The 26146-nt window shown below is 33.4% G+C and carries 28 protein-coding genes; 11 read left to right on the plus strand and 17 right to left on the minus strand.

The genetic code is table 11. The features are described 5' to 3' along the window. Positions 1–37: 37 nt before the first annotated feature. The 4 genes from atpE to LWW95_07520 are packed head-to-tail and all read right to left on the minus strand — an operon-like array spanning position 38 to position 1799. Complete coding sequence (atpE, locus tag LWW95_07505; protein ID MDL1956875.1) at positions 38–409, minus strand: ATP synthase F0 subunit C; 372 nt, start codon at positions 407–409, stop codon at positions 38–40. 50 nt (positions 410–459) lie between these two features. After that, positions 460–1152 carry a F0F1 ATP synthase subunit A gene (atpB, locus tag LWW95_07510; protein ID MDL1956876.1) on the minus strand — a complete coding sequence of 231 codons (693 nt, stop codon included), beginning with the start codon at positions 1150–1152 and terminating at the stop codon, positions 460–462. Positions 1153–1155: 3 nt separating this feature from the next. Beyond that, positions 1156–1539 carry an ATP synthase subunit I gene (locus LWW95_07515; GenBank protein ID MDL1956877.1) on the minus strand — a complete coding sequence of 128 codons (384 nt, stop codon included), beginning with the start codon at positions 1537–1539 and terminating at the stop codon, positions 1156–1158. Next, positions 1539–1799, minus strand: coding sequence for an AtpZ/AtpI family protein (locus LWW95_07520; GenBank protein MDL1956878.1), 261 nt, complete (start codon positions 1797–1799; stop codon positions 1539–1541). The genes LWW95_07515 and LWW95_07520 overlap by 1 nt, the downstream gene beginning before the upstream one ends. A 130-nt stretch (positions 1800–1929) precedes the next feature. Between LWW95_07520 and era the strand changes: the two genes are divergently transcribed. From era to LWW95_07540, 4 genes are read left to right on the plus strand one after another with little or no spacing between them, the layout of a single operon-like run. Beyond that, entirely contained in the window at positions 1930–2829 is a 900-nt protein-coding gene (gene era, locus LWW95_07525; protein MDL1956879.1) for a GTPase Era, read from the plus strand. A 1-nt stretch (position 2830) separates the two neighbouring features. Then, positions 2831–3757, plus strand: a complete 927-nt coding sequence (gene fabD / locus LWW95_07530; GenBank protein ID MDL1956880.1) for an ACP S-malonyltransferase — start codon at positions 2831–2833, stop codon at positions 3755–3757. Further along, positions 3754–4836, plus strand: coding sequence for a PBS lyase (locus LWW95_07535; GenBank protein ID MDL1956881.1), 1083 nt, complete (start codon positions 3754–3756; stop codon positions 4834–4836). The genes fabD and LWW95_07535 overlap by 4 nt, the downstream gene beginning before the upstream one ends. Further along, on the plus strand, positions 4827–5903 hold the full coding sequence (locus tag LWW95_07540) for a hypothetical protein (protein ID MDL1956882.1): 1077 nt from the start codon (positions 4827–4829) through the stop codon (positions 5901–5903). The genes LWW95_07535 and LWW95_07540 overlap by 10 nt, the downstream gene beginning before the upstream one ends. Here LWW95_07540 and LWW95_07545 read toward each other — a convergent pair. The 10 genes from LWW95_07545 to aprB form a co-directional block, all read right to left on the minus strand. Continuing rightward, positions 5881–6516, minus strand: a complete 636-nt coding sequence (locus LWW95_07545; protein MDL1956883.1) for a YkgJ family cysteine cluster protein — start codon at positions 6514–6516, stop codon at positions 5881–5883. The genes LWW95_07540 and LWW95_07545 overlap by 23 nt on opposite strands. Beyond that, positions 6506–7138: a tetratricopeptide repeat protein gene (locus LWW95_07550; protein MDL1956884.1), complete on the minus strand. Its 633-nt coding sequence runs from the start codon at positions 7136–7138 to the stop codon at positions 6506–6508. The genes LWW95_07545 and LWW95_07550 overlap by 11 nt, the downstream gene beginning before the upstream one ends. Positions 7139–7226: 88 nt before the next feature. Beyond that, positions 7227–7478: a dissimilatory sulfite reductase D family protein gene (locus tag LWW95_07555; protein MDL1956885.1), complete on the minus strand. Its 252-nt coding sequence runs from the start codon at positions 7476–7478 to the stop codon at positions 7227–7229. 22 nt (positions 7479–7500) lie between these two features. Further along, positions 7501–8685, minus strand: a complete 1185-nt coding sequence (gene dsrB, locus LWW95_07560) for a dissimilatory-type sulfite reductase subunit beta (GenBank protein ID MDL1956886.1) — start codon at positions 8683–8685, stop codon at positions 7501–7503. A gap of 15 nt (positions 8686–8700) precedes the next feature. Next, entirely contained in the window at positions 8701–10140 is a 1440-nt protein-coding gene (gene dsrA / locus LWW95_07565; GenBank protein MDL1956887.1) for a dissimilatory-type sulfite reductase subunit alpha, read from the minus strand. Between the two features lie 141 nt (positions 10141–10281). Beyond that, complete coding sequence (gene qmoC, locus LWW95_07570) at positions 10282–11400, minus strand: quinone-interacting membrane-bound oxidoreductase complex subunit QmoC (protein MDL1956888.1); 1119 nt, start codon at positions 11398–11400, stop codon at positions 10282–10284. 12 nt (positions 11401–11412) lie between these two features. Then, complete coding sequence (locus tag LWW95_07575; protein MDL1956889.1) at positions 11413–13656, minus strand: FAD-dependent oxidoreductase; 2244 nt, start codon at positions 13654–13656, stop codon at positions 11413–11415. Between the two features lie 7 nt (positions 13657–13663). Then, positions 13664–14917, minus strand: a complete 1254-nt coding sequence (locus tag LWW95_07580; protein ID MDL1956890.1) for a CoB--CoM heterodisulfide reductase iron-sulfur subunit A family protein — start codon at positions 14915–14917, stop codon at positions 13664–13666. Positions 14918–15015: 98 nt separating this feature from the next. After that, positions 15016–16923, minus strand: a complete 1908-nt coding sequence (gene aprA, locus LWW95_07585) for an adenylyl-sulfate reductase subunit alpha (protein MDL1956891.1) — start codon at positions 16921–16923, stop codon at positions 15016–15018. Between the two features lie 26 nt (positions 16924–16949). Further along, positions 16950–17396, minus strand: a complete 447-nt coding sequence (gene aprB, locus LWW95_07590; protein ID MDL1956892.1) for an adenylyl-sulfate reductase subunit beta — start codon at positions 17394–17396, stop codon at positions 16950–16952. A 194-nt stretch (positions 17397–17590) separates the two neighbouring features. On the opposite strand from aprB, the gene LWW95_07595 reads away from it, so the two are divergent. Then, on the plus strand, positions 17591–18439 hold the full coding sequence (locus LWW95_07595; protein MDL1956893.1) for a cation diffusion facilitator family transporter: 849 nt from the start codon (positions 17591–17593) through the stop codon (positions 18437–18439). Here the strand turns inward: LWW95_07595 and acs are convergent. Together acs and LWW95_07605 are read right to left on the minus strand one after the other, a co-directional pair. Beyond that, the gene (gene acs / locus LWW95_07600; GenBank protein MDL1956894.1) at positions 18436–20364 is read right to left on the minus strand and encodes an acetate--CoA ligase; all 1929 of its coding nucleotides are present in this window, start codon (positions 20362–20364) and stop codon (positions 18436–18438) included. The two genes, LWW95_07595 and acs, sit on opposite strands and share 4 nt — an antisense overlap. Before the next feature lie 60 nt (positions 20365–20424). Next, positions 20425–21249: a LytTR family DNA-binding domain-containing protein gene (locus LWW95_07605; GenBank protein ID MDL1956895.1), complete on the minus strand. Its 825-nt coding sequence runs from the start codon at positions 21247–21249 to the stop codon at positions 20425–20427. Positions 21250–21351: 102 nt separating this feature from the next. On the opposite strand from LWW95_07605, the gene moaA reads away from it, so the two are divergent. Beyond that, entirely contained in the window at positions 21352–22329 is a 978-nt protein-coding gene (gene moaA / locus LWW95_07610; GenBank protein ID MDL1956896.1) for a GTP 3',8-cyclase MoaA, read from the plus strand. On the opposite strand, the gene LWW95_07615 is transcribed toward moaA, so the two are convergent. Next, a complete protein-coding gene (locus LWW95_07615) occupies positions 22307–22975 on the minus strand; it encodes a tetratricopeptide repeat protein (GenBank protein MDL1956897.1) in 669 nt (222 codons plus the stop codon). The two genes, moaA and LWW95_07615, sit on opposite strands and share 23 nt — an antisense overlap. A gap of 87 nt (positions 22976–23062) precedes the next feature. Here LWW95_07615 and kdsA point away from each other — a divergent pair, with 87 nt between their 5' ends. Genes kdsA through lptB form a run of 5 tightly spaced genes read left to right on the plus strand, consistent with a single transcriptional unit; the run spans position 23063 to position 26146 of the window. Beyond that, on the plus strand, positions 23063–23884 hold the full coding sequence (gene kdsA, locus LWW95_07620) for a 3-deoxy-8-phosphooctulonate synthase (protein ID MDL1956898.1): 822 nt from the start codon (positions 23063–23065) through the stop codon (positions 23882–23884). Further along, positions 23877–24374, plus strand: coding sequence for an HAD hydrolase family protein (locus tag LWW95_07625; GenBank protein MDL1956899.1), 498 nt, complete (start codon positions 23877–23879; stop codon positions 24372–24374). The genes kdsA and LWW95_07625 overlap by 8 nt, the downstream gene beginning before the upstream one ends. Positions 24375–24415: 41 nt before the next feature. After that, a complete protein-coding gene (lptC, locus tag LWW95_07630; protein MDL1956900.1) occupies positions 24416–24958 on the plus strand; it encodes an LPS export ABC transporter periplasmic protein LptC in 543 nt (180 codons plus the stop codon). Next, positions 24946–25446 carry a lipopolysaccharide transport periplasmic protein LptA gene (lptA, locus tag LWW95_07635; protein MDL1956901.1) on the plus strand — a complete coding sequence of 167 codons (501 nt, stop codon included), beginning with the start codon at positions 24946–24948 and terminating at the stop codon, positions 25444–25446. The genes lptC and lptA overlap by 13 nt, the downstream gene beginning before the upstream one ends. Continuing rightward, positions 25421–26146 (plus strand): LPS export ABC transporter ATP-binding protein, encoded by a 726-nt coding sequence (lptB, locus tag LWW95_07640; protein ID MDL1956902.1) that lies wholly within the window; start codon positions 25421–25423, stop codon positions 26144–26146. Before lptA ends, lptB begins: the two co-directional genes overlap by 26 nt.

Raw genomic sequence — 26146 nt, forward strand, 5'->3', positions numbered from 1 at the left:
TAATGGCCGGGAGATAAACTCCCGGCCATTATATGAATTAACCTACTTCTAAACCAACAAACTTGGCGAGTGGCTTTGCCATTGGGTAGGCATAGAGGAGAATTAACTCAACAACCAAGGTATAAATAACTAGAGATTCAATCATAGCAAGACCAATCAAGAGAGTAACTGTGATCTTACCAGAAGCCTCAGGATTTCTTGCAATACCTTCCACTGCGCTCTTAAGACCCCAACCTTGTCCCAAAGAACCGCCAAAAGCAGCTATAGCAATACCAAAACCAGCTACAAAAACAGTTGTAATAAAGAACTTCAAACCAGTAGGTCCTACAGCAGCTGCTTCCTGAGCCAACGCCAAGTTAGTTAAAGCCAAAACCAATGCTCCAGCTAAAAGTGCTACCTTCGTCCTCATCCCTTACACCTCCTTTTAAAAGAATTTTAAAATAAGCGGCCTTCTCCCGCTTAATGAGCCTCTTCAATTGCTCCTGCAATATACATTGTACATAACATATAAAAGATAAAAGCTTGGATAAAACATAATAAGATAAATAAGAAATATAAAGGAACTGGTGCTAAATAAGCACCAGCTAAGAAAATCAAAAGACCAATAATTAATTCTTTAGCCACAATATTTCCAAAAAGTCGGAAAGTCAGAGAAAGGATACGAGCAAGACGTCCTATTATTTCAATAGGAATAAATAAAATAGCTAAAGGAAGAATTGGGCCTGTATAATGTCTAATGTATTTTGCACCATGTTTTTTAAGACCTACAAATTCTGCAAAGATTACACCCACAACAGCCATGGATAAATTGGTATTTAAATTTGCTGTTGGTGCCATAAGTCCTGGTGCAAGCCCCATTACATTACATAAAAAGATATATATAAACAAAGTAGCTACAAGTGGGTAATAAGGTCTTCCCTCTTCTCCTGTAATACCTATTGTAAATTCCTCTAAACCTCCAATAATTAGTTCCCACACATTTTGAACTTTTGTGGGAACAAGTGGTCTAATACTGCTTTTTGCCCAAATTGCCATAAGAATCAGAATTATCATAGCTAACCAACTATTTACTAGTTGAGGATAATGATGGGCAAATTCTCCAAGTCCTATTTTTTCAAACAAAACTGTCATAAAAAGAATTGGGTGTTCCATCTGTTACCTCCTATTAAAAATTATTTCTTTTGTTTCCATTAATGCTAAAAGAAAAAGGTTAATTACTACTACTGAAAGACCTAAAACAAGACCAAAAATACTTACCCATCCTTTAATAAGTATTATTGAAATAATTATGCCAATAACAAATAAACGTAATAAAGATTTAGGAACCACACCTTCTTTAGTTTTATTTACTAAAAGTGTATTTACTAAGGTATGATGTAAAAGATGAAAATTAATATTAACTAATAATCCCCCTATTAAAATTCCTAAACTTAATCGCCAAGACATAAAAGGAATAGAAATAATCAATAATATACTTAATACTATCCAATTTCTTTTTTTTAAGATAGAAGGTAATTTGTCAAAATTAGTTTCAATCATTAAATTCCCTTTTTTTTCCCTTCGCGTTGTATCCGCTTCATTATAATAAAAACATTCCTGAACCCTGCAATTACTCCAAAAATCAGAAAAAGTACAATTAAACAATGTGGAAATGGCCAAGTTATCTTTAACCATTTGTCCAAGTAATAACCAATCGCAAGACCAATAATAATTGATAATACAATCGCAAATCCAATTTGCGTTGCATATGTTATTAACTTACTAAACTCAGCAAAAAATTCCTTTAATTCTTTAAGCATTCAAATTTTTTTCTTGACTATCATAATATGAAAAAAAAGTCAACCTTATAGTTTTGACCTCCTTAAATCCTTTATTGGCATTTTAAATTGTGCTTATTGACTTTTTTTGAAAAAATGTTACCAAAATTCTATGACATTTAAATCTGGATTTGTTTCTATTATTGGAGCACCAAATGTAGGAAAATCTACTTTTTTAAATGCTCTATTACAGCAAAAAATTGCTATTACTTCTTCAAAGCCACAAACTACTAGATACAAAATTAAAGGAGTATTACATTTACCTGAAGCTCAAATTATATTTGTAGATACTCCTGGAATTCATGAAGCAAGTATTCCTTATAACAAGTATATGGTGCAATTGGCTGTTGAAACCTTGCAAGAAGTAGATTTGATTTTGCTTATGATAGAGCCTTTTCCAAAAGGATTAGAGGACGGACGTCATATTATTTACACTTATTTAAAAGAGGTACCTGAAAAACCATCTATTTTACTTATAAATAAAATTGATAAAATTGCTAAACCTCAACTTCTTCCTATTATTGATGAGTTTAGAAAACTTCATCCTTTTAAAGCGCTTATTCCTATTTCTGCCTTAAAGCAAGCAGGTTTAGAAGATACATTAAAAGAAATCCTTCAATATCTTCCTGAAGGTCCTAAATATTACCCTGAAGATATAATTACAGATCAAACAGAGCGTCAGATAGTTGCAGAAATTATTAGAGAAAAAATTATTAATACAACACGTGATGAAATACCTTATAGTGTAGCAGTAACTGTTGAGGAGTTTAGGGAAATCCCAGAAAAGGACATGCTTTATATTAGTGCGATTATCCATGTAGAAAGAGATTCTCAAAAAGGTATTATTATAGGTAAAAAAGGGCAAAAATTAAAAAGTATTGGTCAGGCAGCCAGAGAAGAATTGGAAGTCATCTTTGGCAAAAAACTTTTTTTAGATTTATTTGTACGTGTACAGCCCTATTGGCGACGTGATCCAAAAACATGGGGAAAATTAGGGCTTAGATTTTCATAAAATGATTGCCTTTTTATTTCCAGGACAGGGTTCACAATATATTGGTATGGGAAAGGATATATGGGAAAAATCGCAAAAAGTAAAAGAAATATTTACTCTAGCTAGCGATATATGTAACATAGACTTAGTTAAATTGTGTTTTGAAGGCCCTATTGAAGAATTAACAAAAACAATTAACCTTCAACCTGCTTTAACTGCCGTAGAAATTAGTATTTTTTCATGTTTATTAGAAAAAAATATATTACCTGAAGCTGTAGCAGGTCATAGTTTAGGAGAATATCCAGCACTTTATGCTGCTGGTGTACTTTCTCTTGAAGATACATTTAAGGCAGTGAAAGAAAGGGCATATTTTATGGAAGAAGCTGCTAAAAAACATCCTGGAAGTATGCTTGCCATTGTTAAATTAGACTTGGAGACAGTAAAAAATATATTGATAGAATATAAAGAGGCAGAGCTGGCTAATTATAATTCTCCTCAACAAATTGTTATTAGTGGAAATCCTAAAATTTTAACAAAAATTTCGCAAAGAATAAAAGATTTAGGTGGACGTGGGATTCCTTTAAAAGTAAGTGGAGCTTGGCATAGTTCTTTTATAAAAGAAGCACAAGAAAGATTTAAAGAATTTCTTGAAAATATATCTTTTAAAGCTCCAAAAATTAAGATATATTTTAATGTAACAGCTAAAACAGAAACCGATCCAGAAAAAATTAAAGAGATTATGTGGAAACAATTATGTTCACCTGTACTTTGGTGTGAAGAAATTAAAAATATATATAAAGATGGAATTGACACATTTGTAGAAGTTGGACCAAAACAGGTACTTGCTGGTCTTTTAAAATACATTTTGCCTAAAGATAGTTATAAAGTTTTTACAGTAGAGAATATTTCTGATATTCAAAAATTATCTAAAGATTGGGAGGAAAAATGAAATTACCTTTTCCAGAAACCCCTAGATGTCCATTTTGTAACCAAATAATTGAACCTCCAAAAGAATTACGTCAAAGAAAGCCAAATGAATTTCCAGTAGGTATATGTGAACATTGTGGTGCAGTGTATGCTTATGATGTCTCAGGGAAAAATAGAGGAGCAGCCTTTCTTGAAGCCCTTTTATTTGCATGTAATTATGATTGGGATTTATGTCTTCAATTATCACCAGGAAAGGATTATGAAGATGCTTGGATAGAACATTATGATGGCATTACCCATACAGTAGTGCCAACAGAATCATTTGAAGGAAGGTCAATCCCTGGTGTCCTTATCTTTGTTAAAACTCATAAGGAAATTCAAGAGGTTACTCAGCCTATTATAAAAGAAAAAATGAAAGAAGCTCTTCCAAAAATCACACATAAAATATGTCCTAAAGCATTTTCTAAAAAAGAAATACGTAAAATGGTAATGGAAAATAAAGTAGAAGAAATTATATCTTTGGCTGAAAAAGATACAAGAGTAGTAACTGAATTGCAACGGATGCTTTATGTTGTAGATGAATCATTGCGTTGGCGTACTATCGAAATCTTAGGAAAAGTAAGTGAAAGATTAGCAGATAAAAGACCAGATGTTATTAGCAAACTGCTTTATCGTCTTCTTTATAGCACTTCTGATTCAGCAGCTTCGGCTTGGGGAGCTATTGAAGCTGCAGCTACTATCATCAGCTATAGACCAGATATATTCGCTGATTATGTTCGTTCTCTTTTTTCATTTTTCTTAGATAAAGAATTACATAGAGAACTCACATGGGCTATTGGTAGAATTGCTGGTAAAAAGCCAGAACTTGTTAGATATGCCTTTTCTACCCTTTGCTCTTTTTTAAAAGCAGAAGATCCTGTTTTAAGAGGTTATGCGGTTTGGGCTTTAGGTGAAATGAAAAACAAAGAAGCTATAAAAGAGATAAAAGCATTGGAAAATGATAATCATTTTATACGTATATATAAAGATGGAGAAGTAAAAGAAGAAACAATAAGCCAATTAGTTAAGGAAGCTACTGCTAAACTTGAAGGATGCTTATAAAGTATCTTGTTTCTTCTCCTTATGGGGATATTACGGTAAGTAAAGAAAAGTTATTGCTTCCTTTAGATGGAGATCCACTAAAAACACCTTATGAAAATTATTTTTCCTCTATATATATTTTTATTCAAAATAAGCTTAAATCTATATTAAAAATTTTAAGTGAAAAATTTAATAGAATTATTTTTTCAAAAGATATTAAAGAAGTCTTAATTAGAGCTGAAAAACATGGTTTTTTTTATCATCCAGCTAGTGTAGAATTTATAATAGATAGGGAAAAAATAAAATTTGGAGTAAATGTAGCTATTTCTGAAATAGGGAAAAAATGGTTAAAGGAAGAATTTAAAATTTTAAAAGAATTAAATCAAAAGTTTAATCCATCTTATTTACCAAAAGTTTATTTTTCAGATGAAATAAATTATATGCAGATGGTATTTATTGACTGGTTTGAAGATTATCATGAATTTCATCTTTCAAAAAATGAAGAAGAAAAACAAATATTAACTCTTTGGGATTTTAACCAAGGTTATAGAGTACTTTCAAAAAAACAGGCATTTGAGATATACAAACAGGCTGCAAAAATCCTTACTTATTATTATGATATTGAAAATTTTAATCAGATTTATCCTTGGCATCATGCGGCAGGTGATTTTGTAGCAAAAGTAGAAGATGAAAGGATAGATGTAAGGCTTACTACTGTTAGAAAATATGAACCAGTTATTGTATTTTATGAAAAAAATTGTGCTAACATTCTTATTGCTCTTTTTTATTTTTTCTTAGATTTGACTTTAAGAATGAGAATTGACCGATTAGATGGTGTAGGAGAAATCCTTTGGGCAGATGATTATTGCCTTTATGCAACAGTTGAGGGTTTTTTTGATGCATTAAAATCAAAAACTGATTTAAATAAATTTTTATGCTTATTAAAATCTTTTAATCTTTCAGAGCTAAAGCTTGCTTTTGAAGGGTTAATAAAATTATATGAAGGAAAAGAAGAATATTTTTTAATAACTAAAAATTTAGAAGAACACATTAAAAAACTTCATACTATTCTACAAACTCTCCTTTAAGGATTAATTCTAAAGGTAATTTTAAAGCCCAAGATAAAGGCATCATAAGAAGAGATCTTTCAGGATGAGCTGAGCCAAATTTTATTAAAAGTTCTTCTGAAAGCTTATTAAGCTCATGATATATTTTATCTAATCGAATAGTTGGATAAGTTACTCCTTTTTGAAAACCAGAAAGACCACAGACACAAACTTTCCCATCTTCAACAGTAAAAGGTACACCATATATGCGACAAATAATGGGACGTTTTTCATAAAGTATACATTCATCACTTCTTGTTAAAAAAGGACATCTTACTCGCTGTTTCCCCAAACCATAAGCCTTCATCTTTGGATCATCATCAAATACACTAAGCCTATCCTTTGCTCGCCATATATCAGCTTCAGCCTTTTCTACTTGGCGAAAAATATCTTTTTTTATCCTTGTATCTAAACGGTTAAAATGATAATTTAAATAAGCTGCCTCTATTGGGAATAAACCAAAAGGAGCATAACAACAGTCACAGCAATGAATACGACATCTTACAGCACCAGGATATTTTTCTTGAATACTGCGAAAAAGAATATCTGCTTTTTTGGCTAAAAATTCGTATCTTTCAAATAAATCACCGAGCATTTTCCCTATAAGATTCAAGCAATTTAATAAAATCTGGATGAGGATCAAAACCAAGCTCAATAGCTTTATCAAGATGCTCAATTGCTTTTTTATAATCTCCTTTTAAGTAATAAGCATAAGCGAGATTATTATGACCAAGAGCAAAATTAGGTGCCATTTTAAGCATTTTTTTATTTATCTCAATACTTTTTTCTACATCTCCTTTTTGAAGATAAGCATTAGCCAAATTACACATAGCTTGTACAATTTTAGGATTCAACTCAAGTGCCTTTTCTAAAGCTTCAATAGCTTTATCTGTTTCACCAAGTTGTAGATAGGCAAAACCTAAATTAGCATATCCTCTCGCATATCTAGGTTCTATTTCTATAGCCCGTAAATTTGCTTTAACAACATTTTCCATCTCACCTTTTTTAAAATAGATATAGCCAAGATTAACATAGGCTTCAAACATCCGAAGACCTTCATCAATAGATTCCTCAAATGCTTCTATTGCCTCATCTAATTTACCTTGATGCATAAGAGCTACACCAAGATTGTAATAAGCACTAGCACATTCTGGGTTTTCTAAAAGCAATCTTTTTTGTTTAAGAATAAACTCTTCAATTGTTTGAGGTCTTTTCATAATTACTCCCTATAGAAACAGATTAGACGTTTGAGATAATTAAAAATCATAAAAAAAGGGTGGCTGTTACCAGCCACCCTTTTATTTTTTATTCACCTGTACCTGCCTTTTCTGCAGAAATACCCCTTCCTTTCAGACCATACATAGTTGTACTGCCAGTAGAAAAATATTCTAAAACACCTTCATTTACCAATTCTGTGGCTGCTTTTTTAATATCTCTTGATTTAGCATCCGGAATAACCTTCTTCACTGCCTTTTCCATATCTTTAAAATAAAACTTAGTCTTCTTCCCCTTCCCCGCATACTCAACAATCACTTTTTTAATATCTTCAAGTCCCATATTTATCACCTCTTTTCATAAATTATTTTTTAAGCCCGCCTACGGCCTCAGCTATCTTCCATACATGATCTGTGTACTTAAATTGTGTTGTTGTTCTATATGTATCATAGGCCAGGCGGTAATCATCAAGTAAATGCCAAGTAAATGGTATTTCACATAATTCAAAGAATCTTTCCCAACCAATCCTTTCTGCCCATTCTCCAAGTCTTTCATATTTTCTAGCATGTTTAGCATAAACCTCAACAATCTTTCTAATAGTCTTTGTTACTTCTGGCCAACGTGGTGGATTATTAGGTAAATAGTCTACAACTACTTTAGAGAATTTAGGACCACTCTTTCTATTTGAAATTTTTCCTCCTGCAAGGATAACTATACCATCACCTTCTTTATCTGCTAATGGTGTAGCCATACACATTGTATAACAATTTCCACAGAACATACATCTTTGTTCATTTACTCTAACTGTCTTTGTCCCATCTTCCAAAGTTACTGGACGAATGGCACCTAAAGGACAAGCAGCTACTACTAATGGAATTTCACAAACTTTTGATATTACCTCATCATCAATCATAGGTGGTTTACGATGATAACCAAGAATAGCAATATCAGAACAGTGAACTGCTCCACACATGTTTAAACAACAGGCAAGAGATACTCTTAATTTCGCTGGCAGTGTCATGCTCTTAAAATAGTCAAATAATTCATCCATAACAGATTTTACCACACCAGATGCATCTGTAGCTGGTGTATGGCAATGAATCCAACCTTGGGTATGAACAATATTTGTAATAGAACAACCTGTGCCACCTACTGGAAACTTATAACTACCTGCAGGGAATTTTCTGCTTTCTAAATCTTTCTTTAATTCTCTAGCTTTTTCTTCGCTATCGGTAATAAACTCAACACAATTGCGTGTTGTCCATCTAACATAACCATCACAATATTTATCTGCAATATCACAAATCTCACGTATATGCTCAGCAGTCATTAATCTAGCACCACCAACCCTTACCGTATATACCTTTTCACCTGTTTCAGAAACATGCATTAAAATCCCTGGTTCTAATATTTCATGATATAACCATTTTCCATAATTCCTCCTAATAATAGGAGGGAAAAACTGCCAATAATGTGGTGGCCCAATATCTGTAATCCTATTTTCTAATGGTTTTTCTGGATCATAATAACCATATTTCCCTTTAGACATAGCACACCTCCTTTTTTATCTTGGATGTCTCTTTCTAAATTCTTTAATATCTCTCTTCCACCCACCAGGCACTTCTTCTTCTTTCCAATAAATATATGGGTTAGAGCGAGGTTCTTTTACCATCTGTGGTGCTGGTGGTATCTCAAGAATTTCTGTAACAAACCGCCACAGACCCCAACGCTGAATTAATTCACCTAAACGCTCACGATTCTTACCTTCTTCCATCCACCAATCCCAAACTTTTTCAACAATTGCCTTTATATTATCATAAGGCTTTTCTGTATACATAAATGGGATACCTACTAAAGACATCTGCGCACCTTCAAGAATAGGTGCTTTAGCACCAAAAAGGATGCTTAAGCCTGTATCTACACCTGGTCTTAATGCCCTTGGCATAACAGCAATACAATGCATACAACGTACACATTCTTTATTATCAATCTTTAATTCCTTCCCATCCCATTCCATACATTGGGCAGGACAGAGATCAATTACTTCTTTTTGAATATCAAATGGACCCCAATCTCTGTCTCTAAAAGCACCTCCATTAGGTGGAATTTCTCCTGCTACATACGCTCTTACTGCTTCTTGATCAATGCGAATTTCATCTTTCCAAGTACCAATATAAGACATATCTGCTCTAGCAATACTAGCTACACAGCAGTTTGGACAACCATCAAACTTAAATTTAAATTTATATGGAAATGCTGGTCTATGTAATTCATCTTGATAATACATAGTCATTTCATAACACATATCCTGTGTATCTATCATAGCCCATTCACACCTTGCCTTCCCAATACAACAAGAAGGAGTTCTTAAATTTGAACCAGAACCACCTAAGTCAACACCCAAATCATGGGTTAAATCAAAGAATATAGGTTCTAATTGTTCAGTAACAGCTCCTAAAAAGACAGTATCACCAGTGGAACCATGCATGTTTGTAACACCACTACCACGATATTCACAAATGTCCATTAAACCTCTTAAATAATCTGTGTTATAAAACTTACTAGCAGGCTGATTAATCCTAAGAGTATGAAATGCCCAAATTGCAGGAAATTTCTCTTGCTGATCAGAATATCTACCAATTACACCACCTCCATAACCAAATACACCAATAATTCCACCATGTTTCCAATGAGTTTCTTTATCTATATAAGAAAGCTCAAGCTGACCTAATAAATCTTCACAACATTCTACTGGTCCTTGCAAATTCTCTTGCCCAAGTTTACGCCTATGTAAAGCCTCTCTTTTTAAATCACTAACAAAGCTAGGCCAAGGTCCTTTCTCTAGCTCTTCAAGCATAGGAATATCATGTTTGATTTTAAATTCTTTTAATTCTTCTTCAGTATAATTGTGTAATTGTTCGTCAGTAAAAATCCTTATATCTTCATAAGTTCTATGACCTTCTACTTCTTTATCCCACATTTTTTCTTGCCCTTCAGCTGCCATATCTTTTACCTCCTTCTTTTGTTTTTGGATTTTTCAAATTTACCATATTTTTTAACCAAACCTCCTTTAACTTCCACCTCCTTCCTTCTTCTGTTGTATTTTCAAATATAATCTGCTCTTTCATTTTTGTCAAGAAAAAATTTATACTTTTCCATAATATCTTTCATGAACCATCGCCACTGTTCTATAAACAAGATGAGCAAATTTGGAATAAGGTAAGTAAACAAAAAGTGTAAATACAAAGCCTACATGTATTAAATATGAACCATAAGCTAATTTTGCAATATGAATTAATCTAAAAAACTCTGCACAAAATCCAGTGATACCTACTGCTAAAATAACAATAATTAAACTCCAATCCCAATAAGTAGAAACAGTTTGTTTATCTTGTATTCTATTAATAAGAATAGTTAAAATTCCAATAAGAAGAAGTATTCCACCTAAATTAGCCAAAATCTTTACAGGATGGCTTAATGGGAATGGTATTTCTATATGAAGAATATATTCAGCTAACACATCTATAGAAGTTACAATAGCTAAGGCAATAAAACTCCATAATAGCAACATATGAGGTAATGCTCTACCTTTATTTGCCTCACATTTATAAAAACGGCTATGAGCTAAAATTTCTTTTAAAGTTGATATAATTATGCCTATCCATCCTCCTTTTAAAATCAACTGAAATCTACTTGGTGGTTCAAGTCCTTCACTCATGTCATCCCAAAATTGTTTTATGCTTTTTACTAAAGAAACAATAAGAAAAAAAGTAAGGGGAAGAAAGACAGCATCTATATAATAAGTAGGCAAGAAATTAGAAGGACGAATTTCTTCTCCAGTTGGTCTGTGTCCAGTAATTGCAAGTAGAAGCAATAGAATAACAATAGGAAATGCTATTAATAATGGAAGAGATTTAGGAGTCTTTACAAAATTCACTAACCATTTTGGACGTGCATATTCATTAATTACATATGCTCTAATAGCAGCTAGAACATCACCTGGTCGTGCACCACGTGGGCAATAAAGAGAACAATCATTACAATTATGACATAACCATACTGCAGGATCCTTCACTAACTTATCTTTCTGACCCCATTGAGCAAGAATCATCTGTCTACGTGGAAATGGATTTTCTTCTGGTGCAAGTGGGCAGACTACTGCACAAGTAGCACACTGAAAACATTTTTTTACCGAATCCCCACCTAATTCTATTATGCCCTTAATAAAATTTACATCTGGCTCCACCACACGACCATTTGCCATCTTAAACCCTCCTTACCATCCTTTAAATGGATTGGGACCTAACTCTTTAATTCTAGCAATAAAATTATCAACAATTTCAGGTAGCTTATTATAATCAGTAATTGCTACCTGAACTAATTGCGCCCTTTCTGCTTCAAGACCTAAATTATCTAATGTCTCCTGAAGCTTACCCATGCGATAATTAGCAAGTTCACTACCTCTTACAAAATGACACTGATAATCATCTCCATATTTGCAGCCCAAGAGTAAAACACCATCTATACCACGAGATAAAGCGTCTGAAATAAAAACAAGATTCACAGAACCAAGACAACGGACAGGTATCACTCTTAACAATGGTGAATAATGCAAATGATTAATTCCTGCCATATCTAAAGCAGGATAAGCATCATTTTCACAAGCAAAACAAAGAATTCTCAATTTCTCTTCATCATCTTCAGGTACAGATATAGCTTTAATCATAGAAGAAATAATATCTATATTATAATTTTGGAAACCAACAATCCTTTCAGGACAAGCACCCATACATACACCGCAACGGCGACATCTAAAAACATTAGGTTTAGGTGTACCTTTTTCATCCTCATCAAGGGCACCAAATGGACATTCTTGTGTACAACGTTTACATTGTGTACATCTTTGGAAGAAAAATACAGGAAAGCTTAAATCACCTGCTCTTGGATGAACAGCTCCACCACGAGATTCTAATTCCATACACTGGATAGCTTTTAAAGCAGCACCAGTAGCATCTCTAATACATCCATCAATATCTAAAGGTTGACGGACACAACCAGCTGGATAAATACCTGTGCGTCTTGATTCATATGGGAAACAGATAAAGTTTGAATCAGCTAAACTGTATTTTAAAACAGGTACTTCTGGTCCTTGACGATAAGCTAAGTTCAAAATACCTTCCCAAGGTTGGGGTGTTTCTGCAATAGTTTTTTCAATTACTTCTGGCTCCTCTTGACCAGTTAAACCATATCGTTGAAATACCTCTTCACGAGTAGTAGGTAATCCTTCCATAGTAGATACCATTCCTATAGCTAATACTACAAGGTCTGCTTTTACTGTAATTTTTTCACCAAGAAGGGTGTTATCTACTTCAACATTTAAAGTTTTATCTTCATTTTCAGTAATACCAACTATATCACCTTTTGTAAGGAAGATACCTGGATCATTTTGTGCATTTTTATAGAATTCTTCATATTGACCTGGTGTACGCATATCTCGATAAAAAATATATGCTTTTGCTTCACTATTTAAAGTACGCACATACATAGCTTGTTTCAAAGATACTAAACAGCAGTAAGAGGAACAATAAGGTAAATGATCTTTATCTCTTTGACCAGCGCATAAGATAAAAACTACATTTTTAGCAGGTTGACCAGTAGCAGGAGATGTTATTTGGCCTTTTTTGGCCATTTCTTCCATTTCAATATTTGTAATTACATTTTTAAATTTTCCATAACCAAGATGCTCCAACTTATTAGCATCATAAGGTTTAAAACCTGTTGCTAAAATAATTGTGCCAACAGTTATTTGTTCTGTACTGCTTCCCTTTAATGTAACTTTAAAATGACCTGGTTGCCCTTCTGTTTTTTCAATTGTAGTAGAAGTATAAACTTTAATTTTTGGATGAGTTTGGACTGCTCTAATTTTTTCTTCAATTCCCGTATCCATTAATTCTTTATAAGGTGGAGAGCTAGGATATGTTTTCCACCATTTTGCTACCCATCCACCTAATTGAGCCTCTTTTTCTATTAATATTACATCATAATTAGCATTAGCTGCCTCAAGAGCAGCTGTTAAACCTGTAATACCACCTCCAACAACAAGAATGGTTTTATTATATGGCTCTTCCTCTGAATAACCAGTTGGAATCTCCACCTTTTGTGCTTTAGCAACAGCCATCCTTAAATAATCTTCTGCCATTTCTTGAGTAAAATCATTTTTAGGAGATTGACACCAAGCTACTCCCTCTCTTATATTTGCTCTCTCTACAACTATCTCTGGCCCAAAATTAAAAACATCCCAATTTACACGATGAGAACAAGCAGCAATAATAACCGTATTAATCCCTTCCTTTTCTATATCTTCTTTAATTAATTTTAATCCATCTGCTAAACAAAGGCTTTCGTGTGTTTTACACGGCAATTTTAATTCTTCTGTTACTACTTGGGAGAGTTTTTCTATATCAATTGCATCCCCAATACCACACCCTGTACAAATATAAACACTAAGTTTTTTTTCCATTTTAGAATTACCTCCTCACAATGGATTGAATGGCTTTAAGTGCTGCTGCTGTAGCGTCTTGAACTGAAGAAGCCACATCCATTGGTCTTTTAGCACATCCAGCAGGATAAATACCACTATCAGAATTAGAAACAATAAAATTAAAATCATCATAAGAAACATCGGCTGGGACTTTTTCCTCAGCCGTTACTGGCATCATGCCAGTAGCAAGGACTACCATATCTACTTCTTGTGATGTTCTTTTGCCAGATAAAATATCTTCAGCCTCAACTAATAAACTTTTATCAGGTTTTTCAGTGATTTTTGCCACTTTTCCTTTAATAAAATAAACATCCTTATATTCTTTTATCCGATTATAAAAATCTTCAAAACGGCCATATGCTCTTAAATCAATATAAAAGATATAAACTTTAGCATCAGGATATTGTTCTTTAACATATCCAGCCTGTTTCATGGAGGCTAAACAACAAATTGCTGAACAATAAGGTAGGTGATTTTCATCACGTGAACCTGCACATTGGACAAATGCTATACTCTTTATTTCTTTATTATCTGAAGGTCTTAATATTTTCCCTTTTGTTGGGCCATTTACAGCTGCCAGTCTTTCCATCATAACATTAGTGATAACATTTTTATATTTACCAAAACCAAGGTTATCCATTTTAGTTGCATCATAGGGTTTCCAACCTGTAGCCCAAATAATGGCACCTACTTTTAAATTTACTGTTTTTTCTTTCTCCTCTAAATTTATTGCTTTATAAGCGCATGCCTGAACACATTTACCACATTTGTCACATACAGTATCATCTATTACATATTTAGCAGGAAAAGCCATTTCATGTGGCAGATAAATAGCTTTTGTCTTTGAAAGACCATAATTAAATTCATCATCTCTTTCTATTGGGCAAACCTCAACACATTTTCCACAAATAGTACAATTGTTATTAACATAACGAGGTTTCAATTTTATAGTAACATCAAAATTGCCTGCTTGACCTGAAATCTTTTCTACTTCAGCTAAAGTAAAGAATTTTATACGTGGATTGTCTTTAATACGCCTAAAATTTATTTCTAAACCACAATAGGGAGGGCAAAGTTTCGGGAAATAATGATGTAACTGAGCAACTCTTCCGCCAAGATACGGCCGCTTTTCAACAAGAATAACATCATAACCAACCTCACCAATCTCTACTGCTGCTGTTAAACCACTCATGCCCCCACCAACGACTAAAATAGTTTGCGTACTTTTTCCCTCTGCCATTCTAATCCTCCACTTATTCTTTACCCGTCAACATCGAATTCGTGATAAAAAGAAAAAATTAAAAAACCGGGTGCCCTTAAGGGCACCCGGCATATTAATTAGTCAATGGGTAATGGGATATAAGGTCTCTCAAACATTTCCCACTCACCGGTCTCAGGATTAATCTTGGAAAGCACAAACTTCTTCCAGTTCTGCTCATCAATATCTGGATAATCAGAACGATAGTAATAACCAGGCCATCTGGTCTCCTTCCTATAAAGGAGATGACGCATATGACATTCAGCTGTAATCAAACGATGATAGTTTTCCCATGCACGCATCAACTCATGAAGATTTTCAGCAGCTAGTTTTTCAGAGTCTTCTTTAAGCATCTGGAGCTTTTCTAAACCTCTCAACAGTGCAGGTTCATTAGTAGTGTATTGTGTACCAATACCACCTGCATATTCATCCATAATCTTATTAAGACGGAATACAAACTGTTTAGGTCTGATGTAGAATGGATTTACATTAGGATCAGTGGTATAACCCTTATGTTCCTCAAAGGTCTTAAGAGGTCTGTATACCAAATCCATCAATTCTTTTACATCACCACGAGGTTTGGGTTCAAAATCCTTATGATCAAGGATGTATTTAATAGCTGCTTTTGCAGCAATCCTTCCTTCTGCATGAGAACCAGAAGAGAACTTATGGGCAGAAGCACCCACACCATCACCAGCAGTAAATAGACCTTCTACTGTAGTCATACGGTTGTACATACCAGGGAAGTCAGACTTATATTCTTCAGGCATAAGGTCTTCTGGACCACAACACCAAGCACCATTAGCACCAGAGTGAGAGCCCATAAGATATGGTTCTGAAGGCATAATCTCAGATTTGACCTTTTCAGGCTCAACGTTTTCAGCAGCCCAGAGGATTGACTGGCTTACTGTCATATCAAGGAAGTCTTCCCATGCCTCAGCTTCAAGCTTCTTTGCACGCTTTGGATCTGCCTCCATAATAGCCTTCATTGCAGCTTCAGTTCTCATAAAGATTGGGAACTTTCCTCCAAACATATCAAGCATCATAGCATGGTTTCTCAAACAAGTAGGAGTTGGTTTAACAAGACCATAAGGAGCGTATTTTTCAATATCTGCCTTTCTGGTCTTCATATATTCTTCATCAAATGCATTAGTAGCATAAGCTTTAAACAGTAAGAACCAAGCACCTACTGGACCATAACCATCTTTATAACGGGCAGGAACAAAGCGGCATTCCATATTTACATGAGCAGCACCTACTTCTAACATCATAGAATAAGTAGAACCAGCATTCCAAGGAGGATACCATGCACGACCATAACCTTCACCTGTGGAACGTGGACGGAAAATGTGCACTGCACCACCACAGGCAACTATAATTGCTTTTGCTTTAAAGAAATAGAATTTATTTTCTCTTACACTAAAACCAACTGCACCAGCAATTCTATTAGGATGATTTTCATCTAATAAAAGTTTTACAACAAATACACGTTCAAGGATATTTTCTTCACCAAGAGCATTCTTTGCTGCTTCAGCCACAATGCACTTATAAGACTCACCATTAATCATAATCTGCCAAGTACCTTCACGAACATATTTGCCTTCTTCATTCTTCCAAATAGGAAGACCCCATTTTTCAAAAAGATGAACTGAACCATCTACATGTCTACCTACATCATAAACTAGGTCTTCACGTACAACACCCATTAAATCTTGACGAACATACTTTACATATTCTTCAGGAGTTCTGTCACCTTTTGTACCACCTACCTCTGGAGCAGCTCTTCCACTCATTCCAAGATATGTATTGATGGCGGATAAACCTTGAGCGACTGCACCACTTCTTTCTAAGGCTGCCTTATCTACTAAAATCACTTTAATATCATCACCAGCCCAATATTTTGCTTCCACAGCCGCCCCACAGGCAGCCATACCGCCACCAACAATTAATAAATCAGTATTAATTTCGACAACTTCAAATTCTGCCATAATTTCTTACCTCCTAATTTTTTTGCTTACTTTTTAATAGTAGGTAATTCGCCTACTTCCAATACTTCAGGTTCTGCAAAAAGATAATTATCACCTATCTTGGAACGATCTGCTGGAGGATAACCAGCATATACATCAATTGAACCTTCTGGGGTTGTCCGAATTGGGAATTTAAACCGTTTAATTAGACCATTTCTGAATTTTACTGTCCACATAATAGAATCTGTACCACGCATTGGGATAACACTTGCTCCCAATGGTACAAAATCAGTATAACCTCTTACTTCAATAGCCTGTTGTGGACAGATCTTCACACAAGAATAACATTCCCAACACATATCAGGCTCTTGATTATAAGCCTTCATGATCTCCCTATTAAGCACCATCAAATCATTTGGACAAATATACTGACATGCTGTTCTGGGAGCAGATTGACACCCATCACATTTTTCTACTTTTACAAAACTTGGCATACTTACACCTCCATTTTTTGTTTTAAGCTAAAAATAAGTCTATTTTTTTATCTTTATAACTTATCCCATCCCACCTCCTTTCTCCCTTTTAACCAGTGGTATATATAACATAAGCTCATGATTCTGTCAAGGAAAAAATTTATTTTTTTATTTTTTTACTGGCATAAGGCACTATTTTATGTTAAATTGAATTTGTGGAATGTAGTGAAAAAGTAGCAGTTTATTCTGTTTTTTTTAATACTTCTCTTGTTATATTAAAATATTTTTTTGCTCAGTTTTCTGGAAGTCTTGCCATTATGGCAGATGCTATTCACTCACTTACAGATGTAATTGCCTCATTGGCTATTCTAGTAGGTATAAAAATCTCAAAACGCCAATCTAAACAATTCCCTTATGGTCTTTATAAAGTTGAAAATCTTGTTTCTCTAGCTATGTCTATTCTTATAATATGGGTTGGCTTTGAAATTATTAAAATAGCCTTTGGTCGTGAATGTCAGATTAAAACAACACAATTACCTTTAACTTTATTCGGCATATTTTTAATCATTATATTTACCTTTCTTTTTTCAAAATACGAATATAATGTAGGCGAAAGACTTAATTCTCCAAGCCTTATTAGTGATGCTCAACATATAAAAGCTGATATGCTTTCTACTGTAGTAGTATTTGCAGGATTAATTGGAGAATATTTGAATGTTCATCTTGATAGAACAGTTGCCTTTTTAGTAGCTTTATTTGTTATAAAAGCTGGAGGTAAAATTTTTATTGAAAGTATAAAAATATTATTAGAAGCCTCTCTTGATGCCTCAACATTAGAAAAAGTAAAAAATATTGTGCTTTCACATCCAGCTGTAAAAGAAATTAAAGAAATTCGGGGAAGAAGTTCAGGAAGGTATAAATTTATTGAACTTATTTTGATCTTAAAAGTATCTGAATTTAAAAAGGCCCATTCTGTTACAGAAGAAATTGAAAAAAAGATTAAGGAAGAAATTTTGGGTGTTGATCATGTTCTCATCCATTATGAGCCTTTAGAGAGAGATTAATCAGCTAAAGTAGTCAAATCGCCAGGATCAAGTCCTAATTCTCTTGCCTTTAATACACGATGCATAATCTTTCCATCTCTTGTTTTTGGAAGACTATCTACAAATTCAATTGATTTAATAATGACAATAGAACCAAGCACTTTTCTTACATGTTTTCTTAATTCTTTATCTAATTCTTCACTAGGTTTATATTTTGCTTTTAGTACTACAAATACCTTAGCTACCTCACCTTTAATTGGATCAGGTACACCAATACAGGCTGCTTCTGCTACAGCATGATGAGATACAAAGGCACTTTCTACTTCAACTGTACCAATTCGATAACCTCCAATATTCATTACATCATCTGCCCGACCTTGAATCCAAAAGTAACCATCTTCATCTTTTCTGGCTACATCGCCAGTGGTATAAACTCCGCCAGGAATTATTTCCCAGTATTGTTCTTTATATTTTTGTGGATCTCCCCATAATGTTCTAAACATAGCAGGCCATGGTCGCTTAATAACAAGAAACCCACCTTTGCCTGCTGGCACAGGTTTACCTTCTTTATCTACTACATCAGCAATAACCCCAGGAAATGGTTTTGTTGCTGAACCAGGTTTTAAAAGAGCTACAGGTAAAGGAGTAATCATAAACATACCTGTTTCTGTCTGCCACCAAGTATCCATAATAGGACACCTTTCTCGACCAACATTTTCATAATACCAAATCCAAGCCTCAGGATTTATAGGTTCACCTACTGTACCTAATAGACGAAGTGTCTTTAAACTATATCGGCGAGGAAGTTCTCGCCCAAATCGCATAAGCATCCTGATAGTAGTGGGAGCAGTATAAAGAACAGTAATACCAAATTTATCAATAATTTGCCACATTCTGTCAGGTTTAGGATAAAGAGGATGACCTTCATACATTACTGTTGTTGCTCCACAAAGTAGTGGACCATAAATAAGATAACTATGACCTGTCACCCAACCTACATCAGCTGCACACCAATATATATCTGTTTCTTTAATATCAAATACCCATTTTAAAGTCCGGTAGACTCCTACCATATAACCACCATGAACATGAAGAACACCTTTAGGCTCTCCTGTTGTACCAGAAGTATGAAGAATGTATAAAGGATGCTCAGCATCTAAAATTTCAGTCTCACATTCCTCAGAAGCACCTTCCATTAAATCATGCCACCAAAGATAACGACCATCTGACATATCAATAGGTTCTCCTGTCCTTTTCACCACAATTACATGCTCAACACTAGGAGACTCAAGCATTGCTTCATCTACTAAATCTTTTAAAAGAATTATTTTTCCATTTCGATAAGCACCATCAGCTGTTACAATTATTTTTGCTTTAGTATCATTTATTCTCTCTTTAAGAGCTGTAGCACTAAAACCTGCATAAACTACAGTGTGGATAGCACCAATTTTAGCACAGCCAAGCATAGCAATAGCTGTTTCAAGTAGATTAGGCATATAAATAACTACTCGATCACCCTTTTTCACACCCAGTGATTTTAAAACATTTCCAAATTGGTTTACCCGCCGATAAAGTTCATAATAAGTTAATTTCTTTTTTTGTTCAGGTGGCTCACCTTGCCAGATGATAGCTACTTTATTTTTTCGAAAACCATTAATGTGTCTATCAACTGCATTATGTACAATATTACATTTTGCCCCAACAAACCATTTGTAAAATGGAGCATTACTTTCATCTAGCACTTTATCCCATTTTTTAAACCATTCTAATTCTTCGGCAGCTTCTTCCCAAAATCCCTCCAAATCATGAGTACCTCTTTCTAAAGCCTCCTGATATTCTTTAGGACTAACATTAGCTTCTACTACTACTTCAGGTAATGGGCGAAATACTCGTGCCTCTTCTAAAAGAGCCTCTATTGTTTCTTTAAACTCTATCTTTTCAGCCATAAATTTTTTCCTCCTTAACTGTTTTTATAGGTAATATTATATTATTTGTCAATTTAACATTTAAAGACCAAGAATCTCTTTAAGCTGTTTAAGTCGGCGGCGACTAATAGGAATCTCTATTTTATGCTTTCCTGTAGTCCGCAGATAAAAAGTACCCCCAGGCATTGGAGCAATTTCCACCACTTGATCAAGATTTACCAAATATTTTCGATGGACACGGAAAAAAGAAGAACCAGAAAAGCGTTCTTCTAAAGATTTTAAGCTAAAAGAGGCAAAAAATTTTTCTTCTGCAGTATAAATATAAGTATAATCACCATAAGCCTCAACAAAAATAATCTGAGAATAAGGAATGAGAATGTGACGTCCACCTTTTTCCACTGGTAATTTTTGAATTAAAGGAGTTTCACGTCTTTCTCTTTGCCAGCTTCTTTTTAAAGCAGCAAAAAGTTCATTTTCATCAAAAGCCTGAGGTGGTATTGAAATTTTTTCTCTTCCTTCCCCTTCTTTTTTCCGCAATATTCTTTCCCAACGTTGTGCTCTTTCAATAGCTGCAATTAATCTTGACTTTTCCACTGGTTTTATTAAATAATCAACTGCATCTAAAGTGAAGGCTTCGGCTGCATAATTTTCATTGTCAGCTAAGAAAATTAAAAGAAAAACATAACCAGCTCTAGTTAAGCTTTTAGCAAATTCAAGACCATTCATATCTGCTAATGTTACATCAGTTAATAGGAGATCATAGGAGATTGCTTTAATTAGTTGAATTGCTTCCTTAGCCACAGGTGTTTCCCCTACTATCTGTACAGTACTTAGATCACTTAAGTACTTCCGAATTCTAGCCCTTTCTTCACAACTAGCTGAAACAATTAAAGTCTTTAAACTCATCTTATTAAAATGCCAAGAATATAAAAAAACTATATTTAAAGGTTAACTTAAAAAATGCTTATCGTCAATTGACATTTTTTTAAAAATACTCTAGGAAAAAACATGCCTTTATATGACCCCTATGGGCGTCATATCAACTATTTACGTATTTCTGTAACAGACCGTTGTAACCTTTATTGCTGTTATTGTCTTCCTAGAAAAAATATCAAAAAACTCCCTCATCATGAAATCTTGCGTTATGAAGAAATTGTGCATTTAGTTCGTATCATGGCAGAAATGGGTATTGAAAAAGTACGTATTACTGGTGGTGAACCATTAATAAGAAAAAATATAATATATTTAATCAAAAGACTTAAAAAAATCTCTAATATTAAAAAGATTTGTATGACCACTAATGGTACCCTTTTAAAAGAAATGGCTACTGAAATTTATCAAGCAGGTTTAAGACATATCAATATTAGTCTTGATACTCTAAATCCTAAAAAATATGCTTATATTACAAAAGTAAATGCTTTTTCTCATGTATGGACTGGAATAATGAAAGCATTAGAAATAGGTTTTTCACCAGTAAAAATTAATATAGTATTGTTAAGGGGAATCAATGATGATGAAATATTAGATTTTGCTAAATTAACTTTAAATTATCCATTACATATAAGATTTATTGAATTAATGCCACTTGTTTATACCTATATAGATTTTAATCAAGCTTTTATTTCCATAAATGAAGTTAAAAAAATTCTTGAAAAACTAGGAAATCTTGAAAGAATTCCTTCTTCAAATTTAGATGGTCCAGCACAAAGATTTAAATTAAAAGGTGGAATAGGAGAAATAGGTTTTATTGGTGCTTTAACTCAGCATTTTTGCAATAAATGTAATCGTTTACGTCTCACATCAGATGGAAAATTAAGGCCATGTCTTTTTTCAAATATTGAATGGGACTTAAAAACACCTTTACGTCAAGGAAAAGATGATAATATCCTTAAAACAATAATAAAAGAAGCTATTATTCATAAACCAAAATGGCATAGTTATAATAAATTTAATATTCATTATCCTATGGTGTATATTGGGGGATGATTCCCTTTGTTTTTAATTCAACCCAGATAGGAAGAAGAGGACTATTTTTATATTTTAAAGCAAGTTGATACATTTTTATTGCTTTAAGAGGATTTTTCTTTTCAGCAAGAAGACCTAAATGGGCATAAGCCCAAGCTGAAAGAAAATGATTTTGCCATTTTTCAACTATTGTTTTAAGTATTTTTTCTGCTTCTAACCAATGCTTATGATTGAGATAATATACAGCTAAAGAATAATAGACAAAAGGCAAAAGTGGATCTTCATCTTTTGCTTTTTGGATATAAGCCATATAAAAATTTAATTCTTTTTCAGGTTGCTTTTCTCTATAAAAATCGGCAAGACTTAGATTAGCAAATTTAGCTACTGGTGTATGAGTATCTGCAATCTGTATTAAAGTTTTTATTGCTTTTTCTTTTTCACCTTTTTTCAATAAATTCTGAGCTTGGGCATAAAGGAAAAAACCTTTTTCTTTTTTCTTCTCCCACCAAGCTTTTCCTAAAAAAAATGTTGAAACAATTAAAATACAAATAACGCTGACAATAATAATTTGTTTTAAATTTTCTTTTACATATTCAACTAAACGATTAGGCCAAGCAACAAATTCATCAACTATAACAGTTTTTTTCTTTTTAATCTTTGTAACCATGTTTTTTAGGTATCATACTCTAAAAAAAGGGTCAAGTTATATCAGGATCCTTTGACATACATTTCTGATTTTGCTAGATTTAGATTGATGGTAAAAAAAATAAAAGTAGCTAATTTTCAAGTTGGAGAAAGACCTTTTGTTTTAATTGCAGGACCTTGTGTAATTGAAGGAGAAGAAATTACTTTTCGTACCGCTACTTTTTTAAAGAATTTAACACAACGGCTTAACATTCCTTTTATTTTTAAAAGTTCTTATGATAAGGCAAATCGCACCTCTATTCATAGTTATCGTGGGCCAGGTTTAAAAGAAGGATTAAGAATTCTAAAAAATATAAAGGAAACATTAAATATCCCTGTAATTTCTGATGTGCATTGTATACGAGAGGTAGATTTAGCAGCACAAGTGCTTGATGTTATTCAAGTCCCTGCCTTTTTATGTCGCCAAACGGATTTAATTTTGGCAGTAGCTGAAACAGGTCTTCCAATTAATATAAAAAAAGGGCAATTTCTTGCACCTTGGGATGTAAGGTATATTATCGAAAAGATAGTTTCAAAGGGAAATGAAAATATATTACTTACTGAAAGAGGGACTTCCTTTGGTTATAACAATCTTGTAGTAGATTTTCGTTCTTTAATAATTATGCGCTCATTTGGCTATCCAGTAGTATTTGATGCTACTCATAGTGTGCAGTTGCCTGGTGGTAAAGGAAGCTGTTCTGGAGGACAAAGAGAATTTGTACCATATCTAGCTAAAGCAGCAATAGCAATAGGTGTAGATGCCATTTTTATGGAAGTGCATGAAGCACCAGAAAAGGCATTATGTGATGGCCCAAATGCTTTGCCTTTAAATCAAGTTGAAGATTTATTAAAGGTTTTAAAAAGCATTGAACAGGCAATTAAAAATGCTTGATTATGAAAAATTCCTTTTAAAATTAAAAAAAATTAAAATACTTATAACTGATGTAGATGGAGTATGGACACCTGGAACATTAGGTTATATTGAGGGTGGAGAAGAGATAAAATATTTCCATGTTCATGATGGGTATGGTTTAAAAATGCTTATAGAAAATGGTATAGAAGTAGTAGTTGTTTCCACTCGTTATTCTGATGCTGTACAAAAACGTTGTCGAGAATTGGGCATTCAATCTGTTTTTCAAGGAATTCAAAATAAAGAAGAAATTTTAAACAAACTTTTAGAAAAATACACTCAGGAAGAAATTGGCGTTATAGGAGATGATATATTGGATTTACCTCTTTTTGCTAAAGCAGGAGTAAAATTTACAGTAGCTAATGCTGTACAGGCAGTAAAAGAAAAAGCCGATTATATAACAGCTGCTTCTGGAGGAGCGGGTGCATTGCGAGAAATTGCTGAATTAATCTTGAGCACCCGCAAAGATTAGATTTTCTTTACATTTTTTAGCTCTAATGCTATATTAGAATTATGAAAAGTAAGTTCTGGTATTTTATAATTGGTGGTTTGTGTTTAAATATTCTTTTAATGGCAGGTATTTATCTCTTCAGCCGTTTAAATACATTACCTAAACAAAAGATAATACCTGTTACTTATCTTTCAAACATTACTTATACTCAAATAGAAAATGGAATAAAAACTTGGGAACTTAAAGCTCAAGAAGCAAGAATGATTGAAAATAAAAAAGTAGCTTTAAAAGAGATAAAATTAATATTTTTTTTAAAAGATGGAACACCTTTATATGTAAAGGCAAAAACAGGATGGCTTGATTTAAACACAAAAGATATGGAACTAAAAGGAAATGTTAAGCTTTGGCAAAATAATGGCTTTGTATTTTTAAGTGATTATCTTAAATATATGCAGGCACGTTCTGTTTTTTTTACTGAATCACCTGTAACGTTAGAAGGGAATGGAATGCAACTTATGGCTGATGGAATGAAATATTTTGTCAATACGAAAAAATGGATATTTTCTCCAAGAGTAAAGACTTGGTTAAACGAATGGTTAGGATAAAAATATTATTTTTTATTGGATTAATTCTACTTTCTACTTTTGTTTTAGCAGAAACTGAACCACTTTATATTGAATCTAATGCACTTGAAGTGGATCAGAAACAAAATATAGCTATTTTTAAAGGAAATGTAAAAGCAAAACAAAAAGATATGGAACTTCAAGCAGATATAATGAAAGTATTTTATACAACAGAAAAAGGAAAAAAGACAAATCAAGCAACCATTAAACGGATTGAAGCTGAAGGTAATGTAGTTATTACTCAAGGGGAAAGAAAAGCTTTTGGTGAAAAGGCTATTTTTTATCGTACAGAGGGAAAAATAGTGCTTGAAGGAAATGCAAAATTGACTGAAGGGGATAATTGGATTGAGGGTGATGAAATGGTTTTTTTACTTAAGGAGAATAAAACTATTATTAAAGGATTAAAACAGCCAGTAGAAGCAGTACTTTATCCTGAAAAGAAAGATGAGTCATATTTTGAAGGCAGATAATTTAACGAAAATTTATCGGGGACGTAAAGTAGTAGATGCTCTTTCTCTCTTTGTGCACTCAGGAGAAGTAGTGGGTCTTTTAGGACCAAATGGTGCAGGAAAAACTACTACTTTTTACATGATTGTAGGCTTAACTAAACCAGATAATGGTCGAGTTATTTTGGATAATGAAGATATTACCAATGAACCTATGTATAAGCGTGCAAGAAAAGGAATTAACTATTTACCTCAAGAAGCTTCAATATTTCGAAAAATGACTGTATCAGAAAATATTTTAGCTATTCTTGAAACACTTGAGATTTCTCAACAAGAAAGACAGAAAAGATTACAAAGTTTACTTAAAGAACTACGTTTAGAACATTTGGCACAAAATCAAGCTTCTACCCTCTCTGGAGGTGAAAGAAGGCGGGTAGAAATTACAAGGGCTTTGGTAACCTCTCCACTTTTTATGATTTTAGATGAACCATTTGCTGGTATTGATCCCATTGCTGTTAGTGAAATTAAAGAAATTGTTTTACGTTTAAAACAACGTGGAATAGGTGTGCTTATTTCTGATCATAATGTACGGGAGACTTTAAAAGTTTGTGATCGTGCTTATATTTTAAATGAGGGAAAAGTTTTAGAAAGTGGTACACCAGTAGAAATTGTCAATAGTCCATTAGCGCGAGAATTTTATTTAGGAGAGGACTTTGCTCTTTAG

It is taken from the genome of Candidatus Desulfofervidus auxilii (genome assembly GCA_030262725.1).
Lineage (GTDB): Bacteria > Desulfobacterota > Desulfofervidia > Desulfofervidales > Desulfofervidaceae > JAJSZS01.